Source organism: Stutzerimonas chloritidismutans, assembly GCF_038562055.1.
Lineage (GTDB): Bacteria > Pseudomonadota > Gammaproteobacteria > Pseudomonadales > Pseudomonadaceae > Stutzerimonas > Stutzerimonas chloritidismutans_A.
Genome location: NZ_JBCFXD010000015.1, coordinates 1 through 20966 on the forward strand (window position 1 = coordinate 1; position 20966 = coordinate 20966).

Genomic DNA, 20966 nt, shown 5'->3' on the forward strand with positions numbered 1-20966 from the left:
TTATGGCGTGCTCAAGTCAGGGCAACCTTTCGACCCCAGACTCGCCATTGCGCACTAAGGGGCAAGACGGTATCTACGAAAAGCCTGTGCAGCACGAAGCGCGTTGCTCACCTGCTCCACGCGGGACCACTTGAACGAGTGAGCCAGCAGCCCGCTCAGCCCTTGTAGGAGCCAGCTTGCTGGCGAAGCTTCTGATCAGGCCTCGCCGTCCGCTTCGCGAGCAAGCTCGCTGCCGAGCACAGCAGAACCGAGCGAGAATGCCCGGCTCGCGCCTCCCCGGTTCAGTTGCGCATCCATGGCGGCGTCGGTGGCTCGTCGCTAGGCTCATCCGTTGCGTTGCGCAGGGCTTCCTTGCGCTCCTGTTCGGCCAGGGTCGCCTTGATCTCCCGCATCACAGCGTCTAGGTCAGCGGCATCTTCCGGCTCGGCGAATTCCCCGGTCAGTTCAGATTCAGGCGTGAGCTTGCCGTCTTCGTACAGCGCCCACATTTCCTTGGCGTAGCGGGTGAACTTAAGTTCGGGCGCGAACTGCCCGAAGTAGGCGGACATATTGCCCACGTCGCGCTCGAGCATTTCGAAGGCGTGGTTGTTACCCGCCGCATCGACTGCCTGAGGCAGGTCGATGATCACCGGTCCGTGCTCGTCGAGCAGCACGTTGAACTCGGACAGGTCGCCATGCACCAGCCCGGCACAGAGCATCTTGACCACTTCATGAACCATGAACGCGTGGAACTCCCGCGCGTCATCGGGATGCAGGTCGACGTCGTTGAGACGTGGTGCAGCATCGCCGTCTTCACCGGAAATCATCTCCATCAGCAGCACGCCGTCGAGGAAGTCGTACGGCTTGGGCACGCGCACACCGGCGTCGGCCAGCCTGAACAAGGCGGCCACTTCGGCGTTCTGCCAGTTTTCCTCTTTTTCCTTGCGCCCGTGCTTGGAACCCTTGGCCATGGCGCGAGCATCGCGGCTGCTACGGACCTTGCGGCCTTCCTGATACTTAACAGCTTGTCGGAAGCTGCGGTTGTTGGCTTCCTTGTAGACCTTGGCGCAACGCAGCTCGTCACCACAGCGCACTACATAAACCGCTGCTTCCTTGCCGCTCATCAGCGGGCGCAGCACTTCGTCGATCAGCCCATCCTCGACCAACGGCTCGAGTCGTTTTGGCGTTTTCATCAGCGGCTTACAGACCCTTTTTGGCTATGCAGATCTGCAGGTTACGGCAATCACGAACGGGCTTCCATGCTCGCCCGCAAGTTTGAAAGCGTACTGTGGATTGGCATCAGTGCCGGTCAGGGCTGACAATCCTGTTCATTCACCCAGGGAGCACTGCAATGCTCGATTTCGACCACTGCTGGCAAGCGCTCTGCGATCGCGATCCGAGCTTCGATGGCCGCTTCGTGTTTGCCGTGCACTCGACCCGTATCTTTTGCCGTCCGAGCTGCCCGGCACGTCGTCCCCGGCGCGAGGGTGTCAGCTTCTTCAGCCACATCCACGAGGCCGAGGCCGCCGGATTTCGGGCGTGCAGACGCTGTTCGCCTCAAGGCAAGAGCCTCGCCGAGCAGCTCGACGAGTTGGTAATCGCTGGCTGCCGCCTGCTGGATGAGAGCGTCGAACCGATGACCCTGAAGCAGCTGGCTGCCCGTATCGGCCTGTCATCATCGCATCTGGCGCGCGCATTCAAGGCGCGAACCGGCCTGACGCCTCGCGCCTGGGCCGCAGCGCGCCGACGCGAGCGGCTTGAGATGCAGCTGCCGGATGCCGAGTCAGTGCTCGGTGCGGCACTGGACGCAGGCTACGGCAGCACGCGTGGTGTCTATCAGCGTACTGCAGCACTCAGCCCCGCCCAGCGCCGCCGCAAAGGCGCCGGAGAGACCCTGCGCTACGCCACCAGCGCCTGTCCGTTGGGGCTGCTGCTGGTGGCTGCCAGCGACAAGGGCATCTGCGCTCTGCTGTTCGGCGATGAACAACAAGCGCTACTCGGTGAACTGCAATCACGTTTCGCGGCGGCAGAGCTGGTGCCTGATCACGCTGGGCTCGGCGAATGGCTTAAAGCAATTGTGGCTCAGCTGAAGGAGCCGACCCGCGCCGTCCAACTACCGCTGGACCTGCGTGGCAGCGCCTTCCAGCAACGGGTCTGGCAGGCATTGCAGAGCATTCCGCCTGGCGAGACTCGCCGTTACGGTGAGCTGGCTGCGAGCCTCGGCAGCCATGCGCGCGCCGTGGCCCGGGCTTGCGCCAGCAACCCGGTGGGATTGCTGGTGCCCTGCCATCGCGTGGTCGGTGCCAACCAGGCACTGACCGGCTATCGCTGGGGTGTCGAGCGTAAGGCCGCTTTGCTTGAATCAGAGCGTGATGAATCGGGAGCCTGACGAGGTTTCAGCGGTCGCATGCAGTACATGCCACCGCAAAAGAGCCCAGCCATGACCGAACTGAAGCGCTACCGCATCCATTACCTGATCAATGGCGAGCCGGCGTCCCTGACGTTGAGCGCCTTCGAAGCGCCTGCTATGGAGCAAGCCGAGCTGGAGATCCTGTTGCACCACGTCAAAGAGCCCCGCGCTAGCGTCGACGCGCCCTGGGAAATTCCGGAACGCGCCAGCGAGCACAGCCGCATGGCCGAACTGGGCGTCAGCGACATCCAGATCGAAGAAGAAGCGCACCGCTGAACCACGCCGCCGCAAACGGCCAAAACAAGGAGATGACCGCCGTGCCCCTGATCGACACCCACACCCACCTCGACTTCGACCCCTTCGATGCCGACCGCGGTGAGGTACTGGCCCGCTGCGCCAGTGCCGGTGTCGAGCGGATCCTGGCGCTCGGCGTGCATCAATCGAACTGGGAAAGGGTCTGGCAGATGGCGCTGGATGAGCCAGCCGTCTATGCCGCGCTGGGCCTGCATCCGGTGTTCCTGCAGGATCACCGAGCGGAGCACATCGACGCGCTGCGTGAGTGGCTGCAGCGCCTGCGCGGCGAGGACAAGCTCTGCGCCATCGGCGAGATAGGCCTCGACTATTACATCGAAGATCCGGACAAAGAGCGCCAGCAGCAGCTGCTCGGCGCGCAGCTCGCGCTTGCTGGCGAATTCGAGCTGCCGGTGCTGCTGCATGTCCGTCGCGCGCATGCCCAGATGATCGCCATGCTCAAGCGTCACAAGCTCAAGCGCACCGGCATCGCGCACGCGTTCAGCGGCAGCTGGGAAGAAGCCCGCGAATACATCAAGCTGGGCTACAAACTGGGACTGGGCGGTGCGGGAACCTGGCCCCAGGCGCATCGCATGCACCGGGTGCTGCAGCAATTGCCACTCGACAGCATCGTGCTTGAAACCGATGCACCTGACATCACGCCCCACAGCCACGCCGGGCAGCGCAACAGCCCCGAATTCCTTCCAGACATCTGTCGCGAGCTGGCCCAATTGCGTGGCATCAGCCCAGAGGTGTTGGCGGACGCCAGTTACCGGAACAGCTGCGAGCTGTTCGGCTGGGCGCACGCCGGCTAAATGTCGTCGGTCCCTGACTCCAGCGGCCCGGCCTGCAAGACACCGTTCACGGCTGCAATGCGCCAGCTGTCCACATGCGGCGCCCCCAGCAACGCTTCTGCCAGCACCGGTTCCAGGCGCGTGCGCAGCCGCCGGGAGATGTCTCGTGCGCCGTAGCGCGGGTCCGGGTCGGCGCACAGCATCCGGCGCGCCTCGGCAGTCACCTCGACCCGCGCGCCCCGGCGCGCCAGCCGCTCGTTAAGGCGAGCCAGTTCGATACTCAGCACGGCGTCGTACCAGTCGCGATCCAGACGCCGGAACAGCAGCACGCGGTCGAGCCGGTTGAGAAACTCCGGATCGAACCGCTGCGCCAGCGCCGTCTCGACCGTTCGCTGCTCCGCGGGGGCCGAACGCCCCAACCAGCGGCGCCAGCCATGGGCATGGCGGTGAAACGCGGCCCAGGCCTCGCGGGCTCCGGCATTGCTGGTAAAGAACACCAGCGCGTTGCGAAAATCCAGCGTGCGACTGCCAGCGGTCAGGCGCAGCTGGCCGCTGTCGAGCACGCCGAGCAGGCTGCGAATCACCTCTGGCCCGGCTTTTTCCAGTTCGTCGAACAGCACGATGCCCGGCCGGCTGAAACTGCCAGCGATGGCCTCGGCATCCAGCAGCGTGGCGCCCTCTTTGCTACCCACATAGCCGGGCGGCGCGCCAGTGAGCGCGGAGGCGTAGTGATCCTGAGCCAGCGTGCCCATGTCGATGCGGCAGAAGGCGTCGGCCCGGCCGTGGATCGCCAGCGCCAACAGGCGAACGATTTCCGTCTTGCCGACGCCGGTGGGGCCGACGAACAGATTCACCGCCAGCGGCCGCTCGGGGTCCCCGAGGTCGGCTTTCACCACCTGCAGCATGGCCTCGACCGCGTCGAGCACCGCGGGCTGCCCAACGATGCGCCCGCGCAGCAGGGCCATGACCGCTTCGATCTCGAAGAGAAAGCGCGAGGCCTTCGCCGCCTGCTGGCGTGCAGGCTGCCCGGCCTGGGCGCGGTTGTGTTCGATCAGGTCGTTGACGAAGGGCATGTGGCTCCCTGCCTGGAAGGGTTGAAGTCCGATGGGTGAAGGACGCTCTTTTCCATTCACCGTTGCACCGCCCGGTGGTTCGACCAAGCGCGATCCACCCTGCGCCTGAAGCGGCGCCCGATGGATCGGTGTGCGCCGAAGCCGCGGCGTCAGCCTGCGGTCTTTTCCTTGCCGCCGTGCGGCAGTTCGTACACCGGGCAATCGGCCACGCCGACCGTGCTGCGGGTCATGGCCTCGACGTTTTCCTGCGCCTTTTGTGCGTCCAGCACCCAGGTGCGGTAGAACTCGAACGGACAGTCGGCCACCCCCTTGTCACCGTCACCGGAGTTGTAGACGCCGGTGTAACCGCGATGCAGCAGCTTGAACAGGTGGTTCTGCGACTGGTCGTTGGCCCGCGCATCACGGATCTGCGAGACCGACAGCTGCGCATACTGGATACCCATTTCCTCCTCGCCGCACTCGCCCAAGGTGCGACCGTCGAAGCCGATGATCGCCGAATGGCCGAAGTAGCTGTAGACGCCATCGAAGCCGGCGGCGTTGGCCACCGCCACGTAGCAGTTGTTGGCCCAAGCCATGGTCTTGGCCATCAGCACCTGCTGCTCCTTGGCCGGGTACATGTAGCCCTGGCAGCGCACGATGAGTTCGGCGCCCTTCATCGCGCAGTCGCGCCAGATCTCGGGGTAGTTGCCGTCGTCACAGATGATCAGGCTGACCTTCATGCCTTTCGGGCCTTCGGTCACGTAGGTGCGATCGCCCGGGTACCAGCCTTCGATCGGACACCAGGGGATGCACTTGCGGTACTTCTGGCGAATCTCGCCTTGGTCGTCGATCAACACCAGGGTGTTGTAGGGCGCCTTGGCCGGGTCCTCGTTGCGCTCGCCGGTGAGCGAAAAGATGCCCCAGGTTTTCGCCTCGCGGCAGGCAGCGGAGAAGATCGCCGTCTCCTCACCGGGAATGCTGGCGGCGGTGTCCATCATCTCGCCGGGGTCGTACATGATGCCCATGGTGCTGTACTCGGGAAACACCACCAGGTCCATGCCCGGCAGGCCGAGCTTCATGCCTTTGATCATTTCGGCGATCTGGCGGGCGTTGTCGAGCACCTGGGCCTTGGTGTGCAGGCGCGGCATCTTGTAGTTGACGACGGCGACGCCGACGGTATCGGGGCTGCTGGAAATATCGCCGTGGCGCATGGGGGGGTCTCCATTCATGAGTTCGCCTCGCGGGACGCTCGGTAGAAAAGGCTTCGCCGTTTTCCACCCTACGGCGCGAAGGTAGGGGTTGGACGCTTGGCAGGCCGCAACACGATGTCCACGCGGCTGGCAACAATGGCTAGTGGCTGATCATCCACGGCCGCGCCGAGGGGCTGGCCTTGAGGCCGTGCGGGTTGGCCTTGGTGCGCTCGACCGGCTTGCTCGGCGCGCAACAGCTGCAGCCGGCGCCGTGCTGGCGGCGCGCCTTGTAGTCGGCCAGCGTTTGCGGCGCATGGGCGCTGCGCTCGTTGGTCTCGTGAGCCCGGCGCTGGCTGCCGGCGAGGGTCGCCAGACCGGGCGCGCTGAGAACCACCCGCACGGCCAGCTCACCGCAGGCCGGGCATTGGCATGGCTGATCACGCTCGGCCATGGGCTTGAGCTGGGTGAAATCGCCGCAACCGGCACAGTCGTATTCGTAGATGGGCATACCGCGTTCCTCCGTGTTCTCCATCCGGGCGGGCCAGGCCGCCGTCCAGAGCACCTGCCCCGCCCGGATAGACGAACTCACTTGTCGTAGGCGATTGGCATGTTGATCGAGCCGTCTAGGAAACGGGTCGGGCCGGCGGCGCTGGGGTTGATGTCGAACTCGAAGATGTCGGTCGGCAACCACAGCGTCGCGCAGGCGTTGGGAATGTCGACCACCCCGCTGATGTGGCCCTGCACCGGCGCCGAGCCGAGCAGCGAGTAGCCCTGGGCACCGGAATAGCCGAACTTCTTCAGGTATTCGATGGCGTTGAGGCAGGCCTGCTGGTAGGCGAGGTTCACGTCCAGGTAGGCCTGCTTGCCGTTGTCGTCCACCGAGATGCCTTCGAAGATCAGGTAGTTGTTGTAGGTGGGCACGATTGGGCTGGGCTTGAAGATCGGGTTCTTGATGCCGTACTTGGCCATGCCGCCCTTGATCACCTCGACCTTCATGTGCACCCAGCCCGCCATCTCGATGGCCCCGCAGAAGGTGATCTCGCCGTCGCCCTGGCTGAAGTGCAGGTCGCCCACCGACAGCCCGGCACCGTCGACATAGACCGGGAAGAAAATCTTCGAGCCGCGCGACAGGTCCTTGATGTCGCAGTTGCCGCCGTGCTCGCGCGGCGGCACGGTGCGTGCGCCCTCGGCGGCGATCTTGTCACGCAAGGTTCCCGACGCCTTGCCGGCGTGGGCGGTGGCGGCGAACGGCGGATTGGCCAGCGGCGGCACACGGGTCGGGTTGGTGTCGATCAGCGCCTGCTCGCGCTCGTTCCAGGCCGAGAGCAGCTTTGGATCCGGCAGGCAACCGATCAGGCCCGGGTGAATCAGGCCGGCGAAGCGCACGCCGGGGATGTGCCGACTCTTGGTGAACATGCCCTCGAAGTCCCAGATGGATTTCTGTGCGTCGGGGAAGTAATCGGTGAGAAAGCCGCCGCCGTTGTTCTTCGAGAAGAAGCCGTTGAAGCCCCACAACGAATCCTGCTTGGCGCCGATGTCCAGCAGCTCGACCACCAGCAGGTCGCCCGGCTCGGCGCCCTGCACACCCACTGGACCGGAGAGGTAGTGCACGGTGGAAAGGTCGACATCGCGCACGTCGCTGGCGTCGTCATCGTTCTTGATCGCCCCGCCCGTCCAGTCGTAGGTCTCGAGGATGAAATCATCGCCTGGCTTGACCCAGCAGGCCATGGGGATGTCCGGGTGCCAACGGTTGTGGATCTGTTCATTTTCGGGGGCGGGCTGATTCAAATCGACCTTGATCAGGGTGTCGGTCATGACGAAGCTCCTGGGACCGTTGAAGGGTCAGCGTTGCGCTGAGTACGGGCCTAGTCTTCGCCGCATCGGTCGATCGGCAAATACGTTGGATGACGTAGGTGACGCTAATCCGCGAGCGGGTCATGCCCCCAGTTCATCAGCGAATAGCGCCAGCGGCTATCGGTAACGTCACCCTTCGGGCGCTGCGCCAGGTGGCGATGCACGTAGCCGACGACCTTGCGCATGGCCTGGTAATCGTCGTCGCCGAGATCGGCCTGGTGGGTGCTCTTGAGCTGGAGGATGCGCTCGCCCATGTGGTGGCCGACCGCTTCGCCATCCCCTGGCGCGGTAACCTTGTCGCCTTCGGCGGTCATGCCAACGCTGCGGCTCTGCTCGCTGCCGAGCCATCGACGCAACGCTGAAGGCGTCATGTTCACCACACTGTGGAATTCGTCGCGCGTGTCGCGCCGCTCGTGCTCACTGAAATCGCTCATCGTTCACCCGCTTGTTCGAGCGCCGCGACCAGCTCGGCCTTTCTCATCGAGGACCGACCACGAATATTGCGCTGGGCTGCACGCCGCATGAGTTCAGATTTGTTCAGCCCGCTGAGCGCCGGCTCGCGCTCACGGCTGGCCTTGCGCGCGACGTCGGCAGGCTGTTTGGAGTGTTGCTGGCCACGCCGGGAGTCCGCGCGCTTCTTGTACTCCTGCACGGCGTACTGCGCCTTGCGCGCCGACCACTGCCCGGGCGCGCCGCCCTTGTCGCCGTCAGTGACGGCTTGCTTGACCCGCTCCCACAGCTGCGGGTCGGTCTTTTTCGCGGTGGCGGACATGGAGGCGCCCTCTCGAAGCCGGTGTTGCTATAGCCGACTCGACAGGCGCCAGCGAGTTCGCCGGGCGCGACGACTGGCCCGGCGCCGCCGGTGATCGCCTCAGACGGACAGGTAGCGGCTGATGGTCGCCTCGTCGGCATTGGCGGCACGCTCCTCAAGCACGAAGCGGCCTTTCTCGATCACCAGAAAGCGGTCGGCGATCTCCATGGTGAACGAGAGCACCTGCTCGGAGACGATGATGGTCAGGTCGCGCAGCGAGCGGATCTCCTTCAGGGTGCGGGCGATGTCCTTGATGATCGACGGCTGGATGCCTTCGGTGGGCTCGTCGAGCAACAGCACCCGGGGATTGGTCGCCAGGGCGCGGGCGATCGCCAGTTGCTGCTGCTGGCCGCCGGAGAGGTTGCCGCCCTTGCGCTTGCGCATCTCGTGCAGCACCGGAAACAGGGCGTAGAGGTCCTCCGGCACCTGGCCACCGGCCGAAGCTGGCAGGCCGGTCTGGATGTTCTCCAGCACCGTCATGCTGGGGAAGATCATCCGCCCCTGTGGCACATAGGCCACGCCCCGCTCGACGCGCTGATGGGTCTCGAGGCCAGCAAGCTCCTGGCCGGCGACCTTCACGCTGCCGGCGGTCTGCCCGACGATCCCCATCAGCGTCTTGAACAGGGTCGTTTTACCCATGCCGTTGCGGCCCATGACCGCCACGATCTCCTGCTTTTCGACCTTGAGATTGAGGTCGTGAAGGATCTGACTCTGGCCGTAGCCGGCGGCGAGGTTGCTGATCTGGAACATAGTTAACTCCTTGGTGCCCGCTGGGCGTATGTCCAATCCGATGTTGGCGGCGACACGCGTGGACATGCCTGCGGCGATGTCCACCCTACGGCCAGCTTGGCGTGGGTGGATAACCGCGCAGCGTTATCCACGCGTTCCAAACGCCGTAGCGCTCAGTGCCCGAGGTACACCTCGACCACCTTGGGGTTGTTCTGCACGGCGTCCATGCTGCCCTCGGCAAGCAGCTTGCCCTGGTGCAGCACCGTGACCTTGTGGGCGATGCTCTTGACGAACTCCATGTCGTGCTCGATGACCAGCACCGAGCGCCCCTGGCTGATGCGCTTGAGCAGCTCGGCGGTCTGCAGCCGCTCGGAGACGCTCATGCCGGCGACCGGCTCGTCAAGCATCAGCAATTCAGGGTCTTGCATCAGCAGCATGCCGATCTCCAGCCACTGCTTCTGCCCGTGCGAAAGCAGCCCGGCCTCCTGGTGCAGCTGCTCGGCCAGGCCGATGTCGGCGGCGACCTCCTCGACTCGAGCGACCACTTCGGCCGAGCGTTTGAAGAACAGCGCACTGAACACCTTGCGCCCGGCCGGGTAGGACATCTCCAGGTTCTCGAACACGCTGAGGTTTTCGTAGATCGAGGGGTTCTGGAACTTGCGCCCAACCCCGGCGCGGACGATGTCGAACTCCTTCATCTTCGTCAGCTCGCGACCGTCGAACTGGATCGAGCCAGCGGTGGCCTTGGTCTTGCCGCAGATCAGGTCGAGCACCGTGGTCTTGCCGGCGCCGTTGGGGCCGATCACCACGCGCACTTCGTTGCGGTCCAGGTAGAGGTTGAGCCCGTCGACGGCCTTGAAACCGTCGAAGGACACGGTCAGGCCTTCGATGGCCAGCACCGGTTTGGGCGATACGAAGCCGGTCGCACTCATGGCGTGGTCTCCAGGGCAGTGGCAGCGGTTTTCGTTTCCGGCTTGGCGGCGGGCGTCGGTGTGATCGGCGCCGTCTCGACCTGCGCCTGGCGACGCTGGCCGATGCGGGCCAGCCAGCGACGGCCATGGCTCTGCCAGAGGCCGGCCAGGCCGTTGGGGAAGTACATGACCACGGCGATGAACAACCCACCCATGAAATACAGCCACAGCTCGGGGAAGCTCTCGGAGAACACCGTCTTGCCGTAGTTCACCAGCAGCGCGCCATACACAGCGCCGAGCAGAGACATACGCCCGCCGACGGCGGCAAAGATGACCATCTCGATCGACGGCACGATGCCGACAAAGCTCGGCGACATGAAGCCGACCTGCAGCGTGAAGAGCGCGCCGCCGATGCCGGCGAAAGCCGCCGCCACGCAAAACACGAAGACCTTGAAGCTGGCCACGTCATAGCCGGAGAAGCGCACCCGCTCCTCCTTGTCGCGCATGGCCATCAGCAGGCGACCCAGCTTGGACGAGAGGATGAAACGCCCGAGCAGGATGCAGCCCAGCAGCAGCACCGCGCAGACGAAGTAGAGCGTGGTCTTCGCCTCGTTGCTCTGGATGTCCCAGCCCATCAGCGTGCGCAGGTCAGTGATGCCATTGACTCCGCCGGTCAGGCCCTGCTGGCCGATGATGAGGATGGTCAGGATCGCCGCGATGGCCTGGGTGACGATCGAGAAATACACATCGCCGACGCGCCGTTTGAACATCGCCAGACCGACGATCAGTGCCAGCAGCACAGGCACGGCGATCACCGCCACGAGGGTGAAGCCGAAGCTGTGGAAGGGTTGCCAGAACAACGGCAACTCGGTGATCTGGTTCCAGTCCATGAAGTCCGGAATGCCGGGCGTGGACTGGATCTTGGTGCTTTCCGGGTCGGAGGCTTCCAGCTTGAGGAACATCGCCATGCAATAGCCGCCAAGGCCAAAGAAGATGCCTTGCCCCAGGCTCAGGATGCCGCCATAGCCCCAGCACAGCACCAGGCCGACCGCGACGAAGGCGTAGGTCAGGTACTTGCCGAGCATGTTCAGGCGGAAGGCGTCCAGCGCCAGCGGGAACACCACCAGCAGCAATACGGCGAGGATCAGCAGGCCGGCGGCGCCCTGCTTGCCGCCGACCAGGTTGTCGAGAAATGGCTTCATCGGGCTGCTCCTATTTGCGGACCTTGAGAGAGAACAGCCCCTGCGGGCGCAACATCAGGATCAGGATCACCGCCGAGAGCGTCAGCACCTTGGCCATCGAACCACTGATAAAGAATTCGGCCATAGACTGGGTCTGGGCGATGGCGAACGCCGAGGCAATGGTGCCGAAGAGGCTGGCCGCGCCGCCGAAGACCACCACCAGAAAGGTGTCGACGATGTACAGCGAGCCGGAGGTCGGGCCGGTCGAGCCAATGGTGGTGAAGGCCGCACCGGCGACACCGGCCACGCCGCAGCCGAGGGCGAAGGTCATGCGGTCGACCTTTTTGGTGTTGATCCCGACTGAGCGCGCCATGACCCGATTCTGCACCGTAGCGCGTACCTGCAGTCCCCAGCGCGAGCGGTACATCAGCACGAAGATGGTGCAGGTGAGCAGCAGCGTCAGGCCCATCACGAACAAGCCATTGAGCGGAATGTCGATGCTCTCGGTGGGCATCCACGAGCCCATCAGCCAGTCCGGCAAGGTGGCGCTGACTTCGCGGGCGCCGAAGATCGAGCGGAACGCCTGCTGCATCACCAGCGACAACCCCCAGGTGGCCAGTAGCGTATCCAGCGGGCGATGGTAGAGCCGGCTGATGAAGGCCCATTCTGCGAGCCAGCCGAGCGCGCCGGCGATAACGAACGACAGCACGATAGCGAAGAAGAAGTAGTACGGCTGCAGCGCAGGCACGTATTTGAGCGTCAGCGTCGACACCAGAAACGTGGTGTAGGCGCCGACCGTGAGGAATTCACCGTGGGCCATGTTGATCACGCCCATCTGGCCGAAAATGATCGCCAGCCCCAGCGCCATCAGCAGGAGAACGCAGAACACGGACAGGCCGTTGAACCCCTGCATGATGGCGATGGCGCCGAAATCCGATAGCGACAGGTCCATTGAAGTCTCCCGATCGTTGCAAGTGGGGCAGGCAGGCGAGCGGCGACCCCGGTGGATCGCCGTTTGCCGGTGGGCTTACTGGTAGCCTTTCGGGAAGGGGTTGGGTTCGATCAGGCCGGACTCGTAGACCACGTGGAACTGGCCGTCGGATTGCACTTGCCCGATGCGCGTCTTGCTCCACAGGTGATGGTTCTCGTGAACCTTCACGTAGCCTTCCGGCGCGGTGTTCAGCTCGATGCTCGGAGAGGCCGCGACCACCTTGTCGACGTCGAAACTGCCGGCCTTCTCGACCGCCGCCTTCCACAGCCAGGGCCCGAGGTAGGCGGCCTGGGTGACGTCACCGATGACCGCGTCGTTGCCGTACTTGGCCTTGAACGCCTTGACGAAGTCGGCGTTATTCGGGTTGTCCAGGCTCTGGAAGTACTTCATCGACGCATAGAAGCCGGCCATGTTCTCGCCGCCGATGCCGAGCAGTTCGTCCTCGGTCACCGAGAGGGTCAAAAGGGTCTGTTTGTCCGCGGTGATGCCAGCGGCCTTCAACTGCTTGTAGAAGGCCACGTTGGACCCACCGACCACGGCGGCGAAGATCACGTCAGGCTTCTTCAGCTTGATCTTGTTGGTCAGCGAGCCGAACTGGGTGTTGCCCAGCGGGTAGTACTCCTCGCCGACCACCTTGCCGCCGAGCACGTTCTCGATGTGCTTGCGGGCAATCTTCATCGAGGTGCGCGGCCAGATGTAATCGGAACCGAGCAAATAGAAGGTCTTGGCGCCCTTCTCTTTCGCCACCCAGTCGAGCCCGGCGAGGATCTGCTGGGTCGCCTCTTGCCCGGTGTAGATCACGTTCTTCGATTGCTCGAGGCCTTCGTAAAAGGTCGGATAGTAGAGCAGCCCGTTCTCCTTCTCAAAGATCGGCAGCACGGCCTTGCGCGAGGCGCTGGTCCAGCAGCCGAACACCGCGGCGACCTTGTCGCGCTCGAGCAGCTTGCGTGCCTTCTCGGCGAAGGTCGGCCAGTCGGAGGCGCCGTCTTCCTGAACGATCTTGATCTGGCGACCGAGGATGCCGCCGGAGGCGTTGATCTGCTCGATGGCCAGCCGCTCGGCCTGGATCGAGCCGGTCTCGGAAATGGCCATGGTGCCGGTGGCCGAATGCAGCTGCCCGACGATGACTTCGCTGTCGGTCACCGCAAGGCCGGTGGTGTTGACCTCAGCGCTGGCCGAGGAAGCGAAGACGCTCATCGCCAGCATCGAGAGGGCGGCGGCGCTTTGCGCCAGCCGACGCGGGAGAAGGCGTGAAGCGCCTTTCGGTTTCAAGTCCATGGTGATGCTCCTGTCTCGGTGGGCCGTGCCCGGCGTGCCGCAAGGTGGCGGAACGGCATCGGGTCGGGAGCAAGCATGGGCCGGTGGCCACAGGCGTGACATACGCATATTGACGTAAGGGTGTACGTCATCTGACGTACCGCGCCGCGCGCCCGGCTGGTGCATGCTCAGGCACGAACGCGGCGCCGCTGGTGCAGCAATGTCCTGTTTCGGCGCCGCACGAAGGGCCGACATACCGCCGCGGGCGGGCCGGCCAGCAGCGGCAAGGCGGGGCATAGAAGTTGCTAACGCGCTACAGCAAACAATCAGCCGGGAGCACGGCCGTGCATTCGACAGGCACACAGCGGGTGGTGAAGATCCGGCGCGACTACAACGCCTGGGTCGCCGACGAAACGCTGGAAGATTACGCCCTGCGCTTCACCCCCAAGTCATTCCGCAAGTGGTCGGAATTCCGCATCGCCAACACCGCGCTTGGCGCGGTGTCCTTCCTCGCACTGGAAGCGATCGGCGGCACCCTCGCCCTGTCCTACGGCTTCACCAATACACTCTGGGCCGTGCTTGCCGTGGCGCTGGTGATCTTCCTCACCGGCCTGCCGATCAGCTACTACGCGGCACGCTATGGCGTGGACATGGACCTGCTGACCCGCGGCGCCGGTTTCGGCTATATCGGCTCGACCATCACCTCGCTGATCTACGCCAGCTTCACCTTTCTGTTCTTCGCCCTGGAAGCGGCGATCATGGCGCTGGCGCTGGAACTCTATCTGTCGATTCCGCTGGCGCTGGCTTATGTGCTCTGCGCGATCATCATCATTCCGCTGGTCACCTACGGCGTGACGCGCATCAGCCGCCTGCAGCTGTGGAGTCAGCCCCTCTGGCTGTTCCTCCTGCTGCTGCCCTATGCCTTCGTCATTGCCAAGAACCCGGGCGCGTTGGCCGACCTGCCGAGCTTCGCCGGTCGCGAGGGCGACGGCGGCGCGTTCAACCTGCTGTCGTTCGGCGCCGCCTGTACCGTGGCGCTGGCGCTGATCACGCAGATCGGCGAGCAAGTGGACTACTTGCGTTTTCTGCCGGAGAAGACCCGACAGAATCGCGCCCGCTGGTGGGCGGCGATGCTGCTCGCCGGGCCCGGCTGGATCATCCCCGGTGCGCTGAAGATGCTCGCCGGTGCCTTTCTCGCCTTTCTTGCCCTGCAGCATGAAATCCCGGTGGAGAAAGCCACCGAGCCGACGCAGATGTACCTGGTCGCGTTCAGTTACGTATTCGCATCGCCGGCGTGGGCGCTCAGTGCGATGGTGCTGTTCGTCATTGTGTCGCAGGTGAAGATCAACGTGACCAACGCCTACGCCGGTTCCCTGGCCTGGTCGAATTTCTTCGCGCGCGTGACCCACAGCCATCCGGGGCGCGTGGTCTGGCTGGTGTTCAACGTGGTGATCGCCCTGATGCTGATGGAGCTGGGCGTATTCGAGGCCATCGAACAGGTGCTCGGCCTCTATGCCAACGTGGCGATTGCCTGGATCGGTGCGCTGGTCGCAGACCTGGTGATCAACAAGCCGCTCGGGTTGTCGCCGCGTCACATCGAGTTCAAACGTGCGCACCTGTATGACATCAACCCGGTCGGCGTCGGCGCCATGCTCATTGCGTCGCTGCTGGCCATCCTGGCGCACCTGGGGGTACTCGGTACGCTGGCGCAGGCGGCCTCGCCGATGATCGCGCTGGTGGTGGCGCTGATCTGCGCGCCGCTGATCGCCTGGCTGACCCAAGGCCGTTACTACATCGCCCGCACCAGCGAACCGGCCCTGCTCTACCCACGGCAACAGGGCACGATCGATTGCGGTCTGTGCAGCAACCCATTCGAACCGGAGGACATGGCCTTCTGCCCAGCCTATGGGTGCCCCATCTGCTCGCTGTGCTGCTCGCTCGACGCGCGTTGCGGCGATGCCTGCAAGCCACGGGCACGGCTGGCCGAGCAGTTCGACGACTTCGTTCGCTGGGCCTTCCCGCGCGTTTCGGTGCCGCGACTGCACACCCGCCTGGCGCACTACCTGGGCGTGCTCGGGCTGATCATTGGGCTTATTTCCGCCGCGCTCTGGCTGATCTACAGCCAGGTCGCGCACGGCTTCGCCAGTAACCCTGACCAGGCGCTCGAGGCGCTTTACCACGCGTTTCTCAAGGCCTTCCTGACCCTTTCGCTGTTCGCCGGCATCCTCGCCTGGTGGGTGGTGCTGACCCGCGAGAGCCGCAAGGTCGCACAGGAGGAATCCGATCGCCAGACGCACCTGCTGATGCAGGAGATCGAGGCGCACCGCAAGACCGACGAAGAGCTGCAGCGCGCCAAGGAGGCATCCGAAGCCGCCAACGCAGCCAAGAGCCGCTACGTCACCGGCCTCTCCCACGAATTGCGCACGCCGCTCAACAGTATCCTGGGCTATACGCAGATCCTGCAGCGCGACCCTGCCACCGCGGGCCACCATCAGGAGGCGCTGGGGACCATCTACCGCAGCGGATCGCACCTCCTGTCGCTGATCGACGGGCTACTCGACATCGCCAAGATCGAGGCGGGCAAGCTGAACCTTGAGCCCTGCGAAATTCCCTTCCCACAGTTTCTTCAGCAATTGCGGCAGATGTTCGATCCGCAGGCGCAGGAAAAGGGCCTGTCATTCGTCTTCGAGCCGCAGGGCCGCATGCCGGCGGTGGTGCGGGGCGACGAAAAACGGGTCCGACAAACCCTCATCAACCTGCTCGGCAACGCGGTGCGCTACACCGACCGGGGCCGTGTCACGCTGCGCCTTAGCTACCTGCGCGAAACCGCCACCTTCGACATCGTCGACACCGGCATCGGCATCGCGCCGGAGCAGCTGGAACGGCTGTTCCAGCCCTTCGAGCGCGGCGATCCGTTGCGCAAGGATCACGGCCTCGGCCTCGGCCTGACCATCACGCGGATGCTCACTGCACTGATGGGCGGTGAGTTGTCGGTGCGCAGCACGCCCGGCGAGGGCACCACCTTTCAGCTACGTATCTACCTGCCCGAAGTGCGCGTGCCGCAAGCCGTGGTGCATGTCGAGCACGACATTGTCGGCTACCAAGGGCCCCGGCGACGGGTGCTGGTCGTCGACGATCACCTGGAGCACCGTCGTGTGCTAGACGGCATGCTCTCGCCCCTGGGCTTCGACGTACTGCTCGCGGCCAACGGTCAGGAAGCGCTCAGCCAGGTCTCGCTGCACAACCCCGATCTGATCCTCATGGACCTGTCGATGCCGGGCCTGGACGGCTGGCAGACCAGCGAACTGATCCGCCAGCGGGTGGGCTCGCCCGCGCCAATCATCGTGATTTCGGCCAATGCCTTTGCCGATGACCGTGAGCGCAGCCTTGGTGCGCAGTGCAACGACTACCTGGCCAAACCGGTACACACCCCGACGCTCCTGGCGAAGATCGAACACCACCTTCAACTCAACTGGCTCAAGCGCGCGCCGCAACCCGCTTCGTCAGTGCTGCCCTCGGCCGCGGCATTGAGCGAACTGCGGGAGCTGACCAGCCTCGGCTATCTGCGCGGCCTACTCGAACGACTCGACCGGCTCGCCAATGAAGAGCCCGCCTGCGCGCCGTTTCTCGAGCGGCTGCGCCAACTGGCGCGACGTTTTCAGTTGGACGCTCTGAGCACCTGCCTTGCCGAGGCCTCGGCCGCTGCCGAGGACCACCCGACCACGGAGAACCTTGCCCGATGAATGCTTTGCGAGTCCCCGACCACCAGGGCGTGGTCCTGATCGTCGATGACGTGCCGGACAACCTGGCACTTCTATCCAGCGCGCTGGAGCAGGCCGGCTACATGGTGCTGGTCGCGCTGGACGGGCGCAGCGCACTGGATCGCATGCAGCGCCTGAAGCCCGAGATCGTGCTGCTCGACGCGATGATGCCGGGGCTCGACGGCTTCGAGACCTGTCGCCTGATGAAAGCCGAAGCGGGTTTCGAGGACGTGCCGGTGGTGTTCATGACCGCGCTGACCGAAAGCGAGCATGTACTGGAAGGGTTCGCCGCCGGCGGCGTGGACTATGTGACCAAGCCGATCCACCCGGAACAGGTGGTCGCCCGCGTCGGCGCGCACCTGAAAACCGCGCGCAGCCTGCGCGCTGCGCGGCAGACCTCGGCCGCCAACTCGGTACGCGACGAAAAGCACTTGCATGCGCTCCTCAGCGAGCGCTTTCAGCTCACTGGGCGAGAAGTCGAAGTGCTGCACTGGGTCGCCTGCGGCAAGACCAACCGCGATATCGGGGACATCCTGGGACTGTCACCGCGCACCGTGAACAAGCACCTCGAACACGTTTACGTGAAGCTCGGCGTCGAGACCCGAACGGCCGCCGCCGCCGTAGCGATGACAGCGGGCTCCGGCCGCTGATCAGACCCGGAATGCGCCGATCAATTGCTGCAGGCGCCCAACCAGCTCGGTGAGCTCGCGGCTCGCCTGCTCGGTATGGCCAGCGCCCTCCGCGGTACGCTGCCCAGCCTCATTGATCGCGACAATGTTGCGATCGATGTCGTGGGCGACAGCGGTCTGTTGCTCGGCCGCCGCGGCGATCTGCTGGTTCTGATCGACGATGACACCGACCGCACCGAGGATGTTCTCGAGCGCCTGCTGAACCTGTGCCGACTGGCTTACGGTCTCTTCTGCCATTGAATGGCTGGAGTGCATGGTCTTGACCGCCGCGCTGACCCCGCCCTGCAGACGTCCAATCATCTGCTCGATTTCTTCGGTGGACTGCTGAGTGCGCTTGGCCAGGCTGCGCACTTCGTCGGCCACAACAGCGAAACCGCGCCCCTGCTCGCCTGCACGCGCCGCCTCGATTGCGGCATTGAGCGCCAGCAGGTTGGTCTGTTCCGCCACGCCCTTGATGACATCCAGTACCTGGCTGATGGCTTTGCTGTCGCTTGCCAGTTGATTGATCACACTGACCGATTGTTCGATCTCGGCGGCCAGCAGACCGATGCCGCTCACCTGCGCGTCGACCAGGGTGCGACCGCTGACGGTTTCATCATTGACGCTCTGGGCGCTGCCCACGGCGGCTTCGGCGCTGGTGGCTACTTCCTGCGCAGTCGCTGACATTTCGTTCATTGCCGTAGCAACCTGCTCGATCTGTCCGCGCTGCTCGGACACTGTCTGGTTGCTCTCGCCGGAAACGGTCTCGACGCGCGAAGCCTGACGCTCCACCTCGCCCACCGTGTGCCCGACGCGTTCGATGAGCTCGCGGATCTTCGAAACGGTCTCGTTGAACACCTGGCCCAGCTCACCCAGTTCGTCGCGGCTTTGCACCTTGAAGCGTGCCGTCATGTCGCCAGCGGCCACTTTATCCATTATCGCGCCGAGGCTGCGCAACGACGCACGGGTGGATATGTAGAACGCGCTGTAGAGGTAGACCACGAGCACAAAGACCAACGCCAGCGCGGTCAGCAGTAGCACCATCAGCAATTGCTTCTGCTCGAGGCGCTGCTCGAGCTCGGCATCGAGAAAGCTGAGAATGGCGTCATTGAGCGCATAGGTCTTCGCCATCTCGGCGCTGATCAGGTCATAGAACTTATCCCAGGGCTGGTCCAGGGCTTCTGCCATGATCACTTGATCTTGGAAGATGTCGCTGCTCGACTGCAGCGAGTCGCGGCTGGCCGTCGCCCGAGCATCCAGTCGGCGCTGCGCGGCAGGGCTGCTGCCCAGCACATCCTGCAGCTGGGCAGCGTATTGCGCCTGCTGCTTTTCCAGCTCGAGCAAGAGGTCGTCCAGTTTGTTGCTGGCATCGGAGTTCAGGTACCCCTGGCCAAAGGTATAGGAGCCCACTGCCCGACCTTCACCGAGCGCAGCGGTGATGGACGGCGTCGCCGAGGTCAGCAGTTCGGAGAGCAGCCGTACATCGCGCTGACTGTCCTGGCTCAAGCCCGACTGGCTGGCGATCAGCTTGATCATTACCTGGGCCTTGCCCAGCAACGCACGGGCCATCGCAGCCTTGGCCTGCAGCGACTGCTGCGACTGTGCTTCACGCAGCGCGGCGTCCAGTTCATCCCGGCGCTGGCTGAATTCAGCGACCTGCTCAGGGTTGTCGCTGACCGGCGTCAGGTTCTGCATCCGGGCGGAAAGTTCTCGTTCGGCACTGGCCAGGCGGGTCACCAACGCCTGCACTTCACCGGTCTGGCCGATGATGCCTTCGATCTCGACCAGATCTTTCCAGTCTTCCATTTCTCGGCGCAGCTGCAACGCCGTGCCCAGTAGTTCCAGGCTGCGCAGTTCAGTGCGAGTGCCCACAAACTCTTGGTACGAGTCGCGTACCAGATAGAAGTTGGTCAACAGCATGGGGACGAAAAAGAGAACGCTGATCAGGCTGAACTTCATGCCGAAGCTCAGACGGTTCATCAGGGCGATAGCCGGATACAACAGACTTTTCAAAAGACGTCTCCCAATTTTTTGTTGTATTGCCGTCAGCGTCGAGGCTGCGGCAGGGCTCGTCAGAGAATGGTGCGAGAAAACTTATACGGGATATCGGACGGGGCTTGTGTAACTTAAGGTAATAGCAGAGTGACACCCCTACAACTGGCAGAAGACACGCCGATTCCGGCATATCCACCGCACTTATGCAGGGCGTCCGCAGCTCACGCTGGGCGTTATCGACGCGTTAGAGAAAGAGAATCCATAGCGCGATTGCCGCATACCAGAGGATGCGAGCACGCACCAGCAAGGCGGCAAGGCTGTCGAGCCTCAGGATGCCCGCCTGCCCCGCGTAAGCCCCTTCCAGGTCGGCCGCCACGGGACCGACCTTGGCCAGTAACTGTGGCGCAGGCACGCCCCAGTTCAACAAGTCCTCAAGCATGGCGCGATTGGCGGCGACGAAATTTCCGACCAAGCCGAAACTGGCGAGCAGAACCCGCACCGGCAGCCAGTCGAAGGCATGCCTGAACTGGCTCGCCCGCTCGCATACGGCCTCGGACTTGGCGTGATCAATGGTCAACGCCAGCAGCCGATAGGCGAGCGCCGCGACGGGTCCAAGCAACACGTACCAGAAGATCACCGCAAAAAAGCCTTGATGGCTGCGCCAGAGCAGCTGTGCTTCCACGGCACGCAGCAGGCCCGGTGCATCCGTCGCACTGAGCCCCAAATCACGTTCGGCGACCAGTGCTGCGGCTTCGTCATCGCCACGACGCCAGGCATCGCGGAACGGCCCGAGCTCGCGTTTGCCCTGGCCGCGACCCAGGCTGTAGAGCAACACCAGCAAATGCAAAGGCAGGCTTAGCCAGCCATAGGCCAGCGGCTCTAGCGCCAGCAACAGCATGCCGAGCAACAGCACCGGCAGCAGCACCAGGAAGAACAGACTCAGCCATGGTCCATAAGCCGTTCCCGCACCGCCATCGACGCGCGCCAGCAGGCGCAGCCAAGGGCCGTCGTCCTGTACCACACGCCGCCAATCGGTGAGCTTATCGATGACCAGCGCCAAGAACACCACGAGAAAAATCATCTGTCGAATCC

Annotated in this window: 19 protein-coding genes; 5 read left to right on the forward strand and 14 right to left on the reverse strand. The window is 64.1% G+C overall.

All coding sequences use genetic code 11. The annotated features are described in order from the left end of the window. Positions 1–281 precede the first annotated feature (281 nt). Positions 282–1172, reverse strand: coding sequence for a PA4780 family RIO1-like protein kinase (locus AAGW23_RS18575; RefSeq protein WP_319300060.1), 891 nt, complete (start codon positions 1170–1172; stop codon positions 282–284). A gap of 158 nt (positions 1173–1330) precedes the next feature. Between AAGW23_RS18575 and ada the strand changes: the two genes are divergently transcribed. Genes ada through AAGW23_RS18590 form a run of 3 tightly spaced genes read left to right on the forward strand, consistent with a single transcriptional unit; the run spans position 1331 to position 3495 of the window. Next, positions 1331–2368 (forward strand): bifunctional DNA-binding transcriptional regulator/O6-methylguanine-DNA methyltransferase Ada, encoded by a 1038-nt coding sequence (gene ada, locus AAGW23_RS18580; protein WP_342407792.1) that lies wholly within the window; start codon positions 1331–1333, stop codon positions 2366–2368. A gap of 51 nt (positions 2369–2419) precedes the next feature. Further along, entirely contained in the window at positions 2420–2665 is a 246-nt protein-coding gene (locus AAGW23_RS18585) for a hypothetical protein (protein ID WP_342407793.1), read from the forward strand. 41 nt (positions 2666–2706) lie between these two features. Further along, positions 2707–3495, forward strand: coding sequence for a TatD family hydrolase (locus AAGW23_RS18590; protein WP_342407794.1), 789 nt, complete (start codon positions 2707–2709; stop codon positions 3493–3495). Here the strand turns inward: AAGW23_RS18590 and AAGW23_RS18595 are convergent. The 11 genes from AAGW23_RS18595 to urtA form a co-directional block, all read right to left on the reverse strand. Continuing rightward, positions 3492–4547: an AAA family ATPase gene (locus AAGW23_RS18595; protein ID WP_342407795.1), complete on the reverse strand. Its 1056-nt coding sequence runs from the start codon at positions 4545–4547 to the stop codon at positions 3492–3494. The two genes, AAGW23_RS18590 and AAGW23_RS18595, sit on opposite strands and share 4 nt — an antisense overlap. 149 nt (positions 4548–4696) lie before the next feature. Continuing rightward, positions 4697–5737 carry an aliphatic amidase gene (locus AAGW23_RS18600; RefSeq protein ID WP_342407796.1) on the reverse strand — a complete coding sequence of 347 codons (1041 nt, stop codon included), beginning with the start codon at positions 5735–5737 and terminating at the stop codon, positions 4697–4699. A gap of 139 nt (positions 5738–5876) precedes the next feature. Then, the gene (locus AAGW23_RS18605; protein ID WP_342407797.1) at positions 5877–6224 is read right to left on the reverse strand and encodes a zinc ribbon domain-containing protein; all 348 of its coding nucleotides are present in this window, start codon (positions 6222–6224) and stop codon (positions 5877–5879) included. Between the two features lie 77 nt (positions 6225–6301). After that, positions 6302–7531: a formamidase gene (gene fmdA, locus AAGW23_RS18610; RefSeq protein WP_342407798.1), complete on the reverse strand. Its 1230-nt coding sequence runs from the start codon at positions 7529–7531 to the stop codon at positions 6302–6304. 104 nt (positions 7532–7635) lie between these two features. Next, complete coding sequence (locus AAGW23_RS18615) at positions 7636–8004, reverse strand: DUF3140 domain-containing protein (protein ID WP_342407799.1); 369 nt, start codon at positions 8002–8004, stop codon at positions 7636–7638. After that, positions 8001–8342, reverse strand: a complete 342-nt coding sequence (locus AAGW23_RS18620; protein WP_342407800.1) for a hypothetical protein — start codon at positions 8340–8342, stop codon at positions 8001–8003. Before AAGW23_RS18620 ends, AAGW23_RS18615 begins: the two co-directional genes overlap by 4 nt. A 99-nt stretch (positions 8343–8441) precedes the next feature. Continuing rightward, positions 8442–9131 (reverse strand): urea ABC transporter ATP-binding subunit UrtE, encoded by a 690-nt coding sequence (urtE, locus tag AAGW23_RS18625; RefSeq protein ID WP_342407801.1) that lies wholly within the window; start codon positions 9129–9131, stop codon positions 8442–8444. A gap of 152 nt (positions 9132–9283) precedes the next feature. Next, positions 9284–10042 (reverse strand): urea ABC transporter ATP-binding protein UrtD, encoded by a 759-nt coding sequence (gene urtD, locus AAGW23_RS18630; RefSeq protein ID WP_041103660.1) that lies wholly within the window; start codon positions 10040–10042, stop codon positions 9284–9286. Next, positions 10039–11223: an urea ABC transporter permease subunit UrtC gene (gene urtC, locus AAGW23_RS18635; RefSeq protein ID WP_342407802.1), complete on the reverse strand. Its 1185-nt coding sequence runs from the start codon at positions 11221–11223 to the stop codon at positions 10039–10041. The genes urtD and urtC overlap by 4 nt, the downstream gene beginning before the upstream one ends. 10 nt (positions 11224–11233) lie before the next feature. After that, a complete protein-coding gene (gene urtB, locus AAGW23_RS18640; RefSeq protein ID WP_342407803.1) occupies positions 11234–12154 on the reverse strand; it encodes an urea ABC transporter permease subunit UrtB in 921 nt (306 codons plus the stop codon). Between the two features lie 75 nt (positions 12155–12229). Then, positions 12230–13399 (reverse strand): urea ABC transporter substrate-binding protein, encoded by a 1170-nt coding sequence (urtA, locus tag AAGW23_RS18645; protein ID WP_425540839.1) that lies wholly within the window; start codon positions 13397–13399, stop codon positions 12230–12232. A gap of 395 nt (positions 13400–13794) precedes the next feature. On the opposite strand from urtA, the gene AAGW23_RS18650 reads away from it, so the two are divergent. Together AAGW23_RS18650 and AAGW23_RS18655 are read left to right on the forward strand one after the other, a co-directional pair. Further along, positions 13795–17193: an ATP-binding protein gene (locus AAGW23_RS18650; RefSeq protein WP_342407805.1), complete on the forward strand. Its 3399-nt coding sequence runs from the start codon at positions 13795–13797 to the stop codon at positions 17191–17193. Next, positions 17190–17861: a response regulator gene (locus tag AAGW23_RS18655; protein WP_342407806.1), complete on the forward strand. Its 672-nt coding sequence runs from the start codon at positions 17190–17192 to the stop codon at positions 17859–17861. The genes AAGW23_RS18650 and AAGW23_RS18655 overlap by 4 nt, the downstream gene beginning before the upstream one ends. Here the strand turns inward: AAGW23_RS18655 and AAGW23_RS18660 are convergent, their stop codons facing one another. Then, positions 17862–19892, reverse strand: a complete 2031-nt coding sequence (locus AAGW23_RS18660; protein ID WP_342407807.1) for a methyl-accepting chemotaxis protein — start codon at positions 19890–19892, stop codon at positions 17862–17864. It lies immediately after the preceding gene. A 226-nt stretch (positions 19893–20118) separates the two neighbouring features. Beyond that, positions 20119–20955, reverse strand: coding sequence for a regulatory signaling modulator protein AmpE (ampE, locus tag AAGW23_RS18665; protein ID WP_342407808.1), 837 nt, complete (start codon positions 20953–20955; stop codon positions 20119–20121). Positions 20956–20966: the final 11 nt, after the last annotated feature.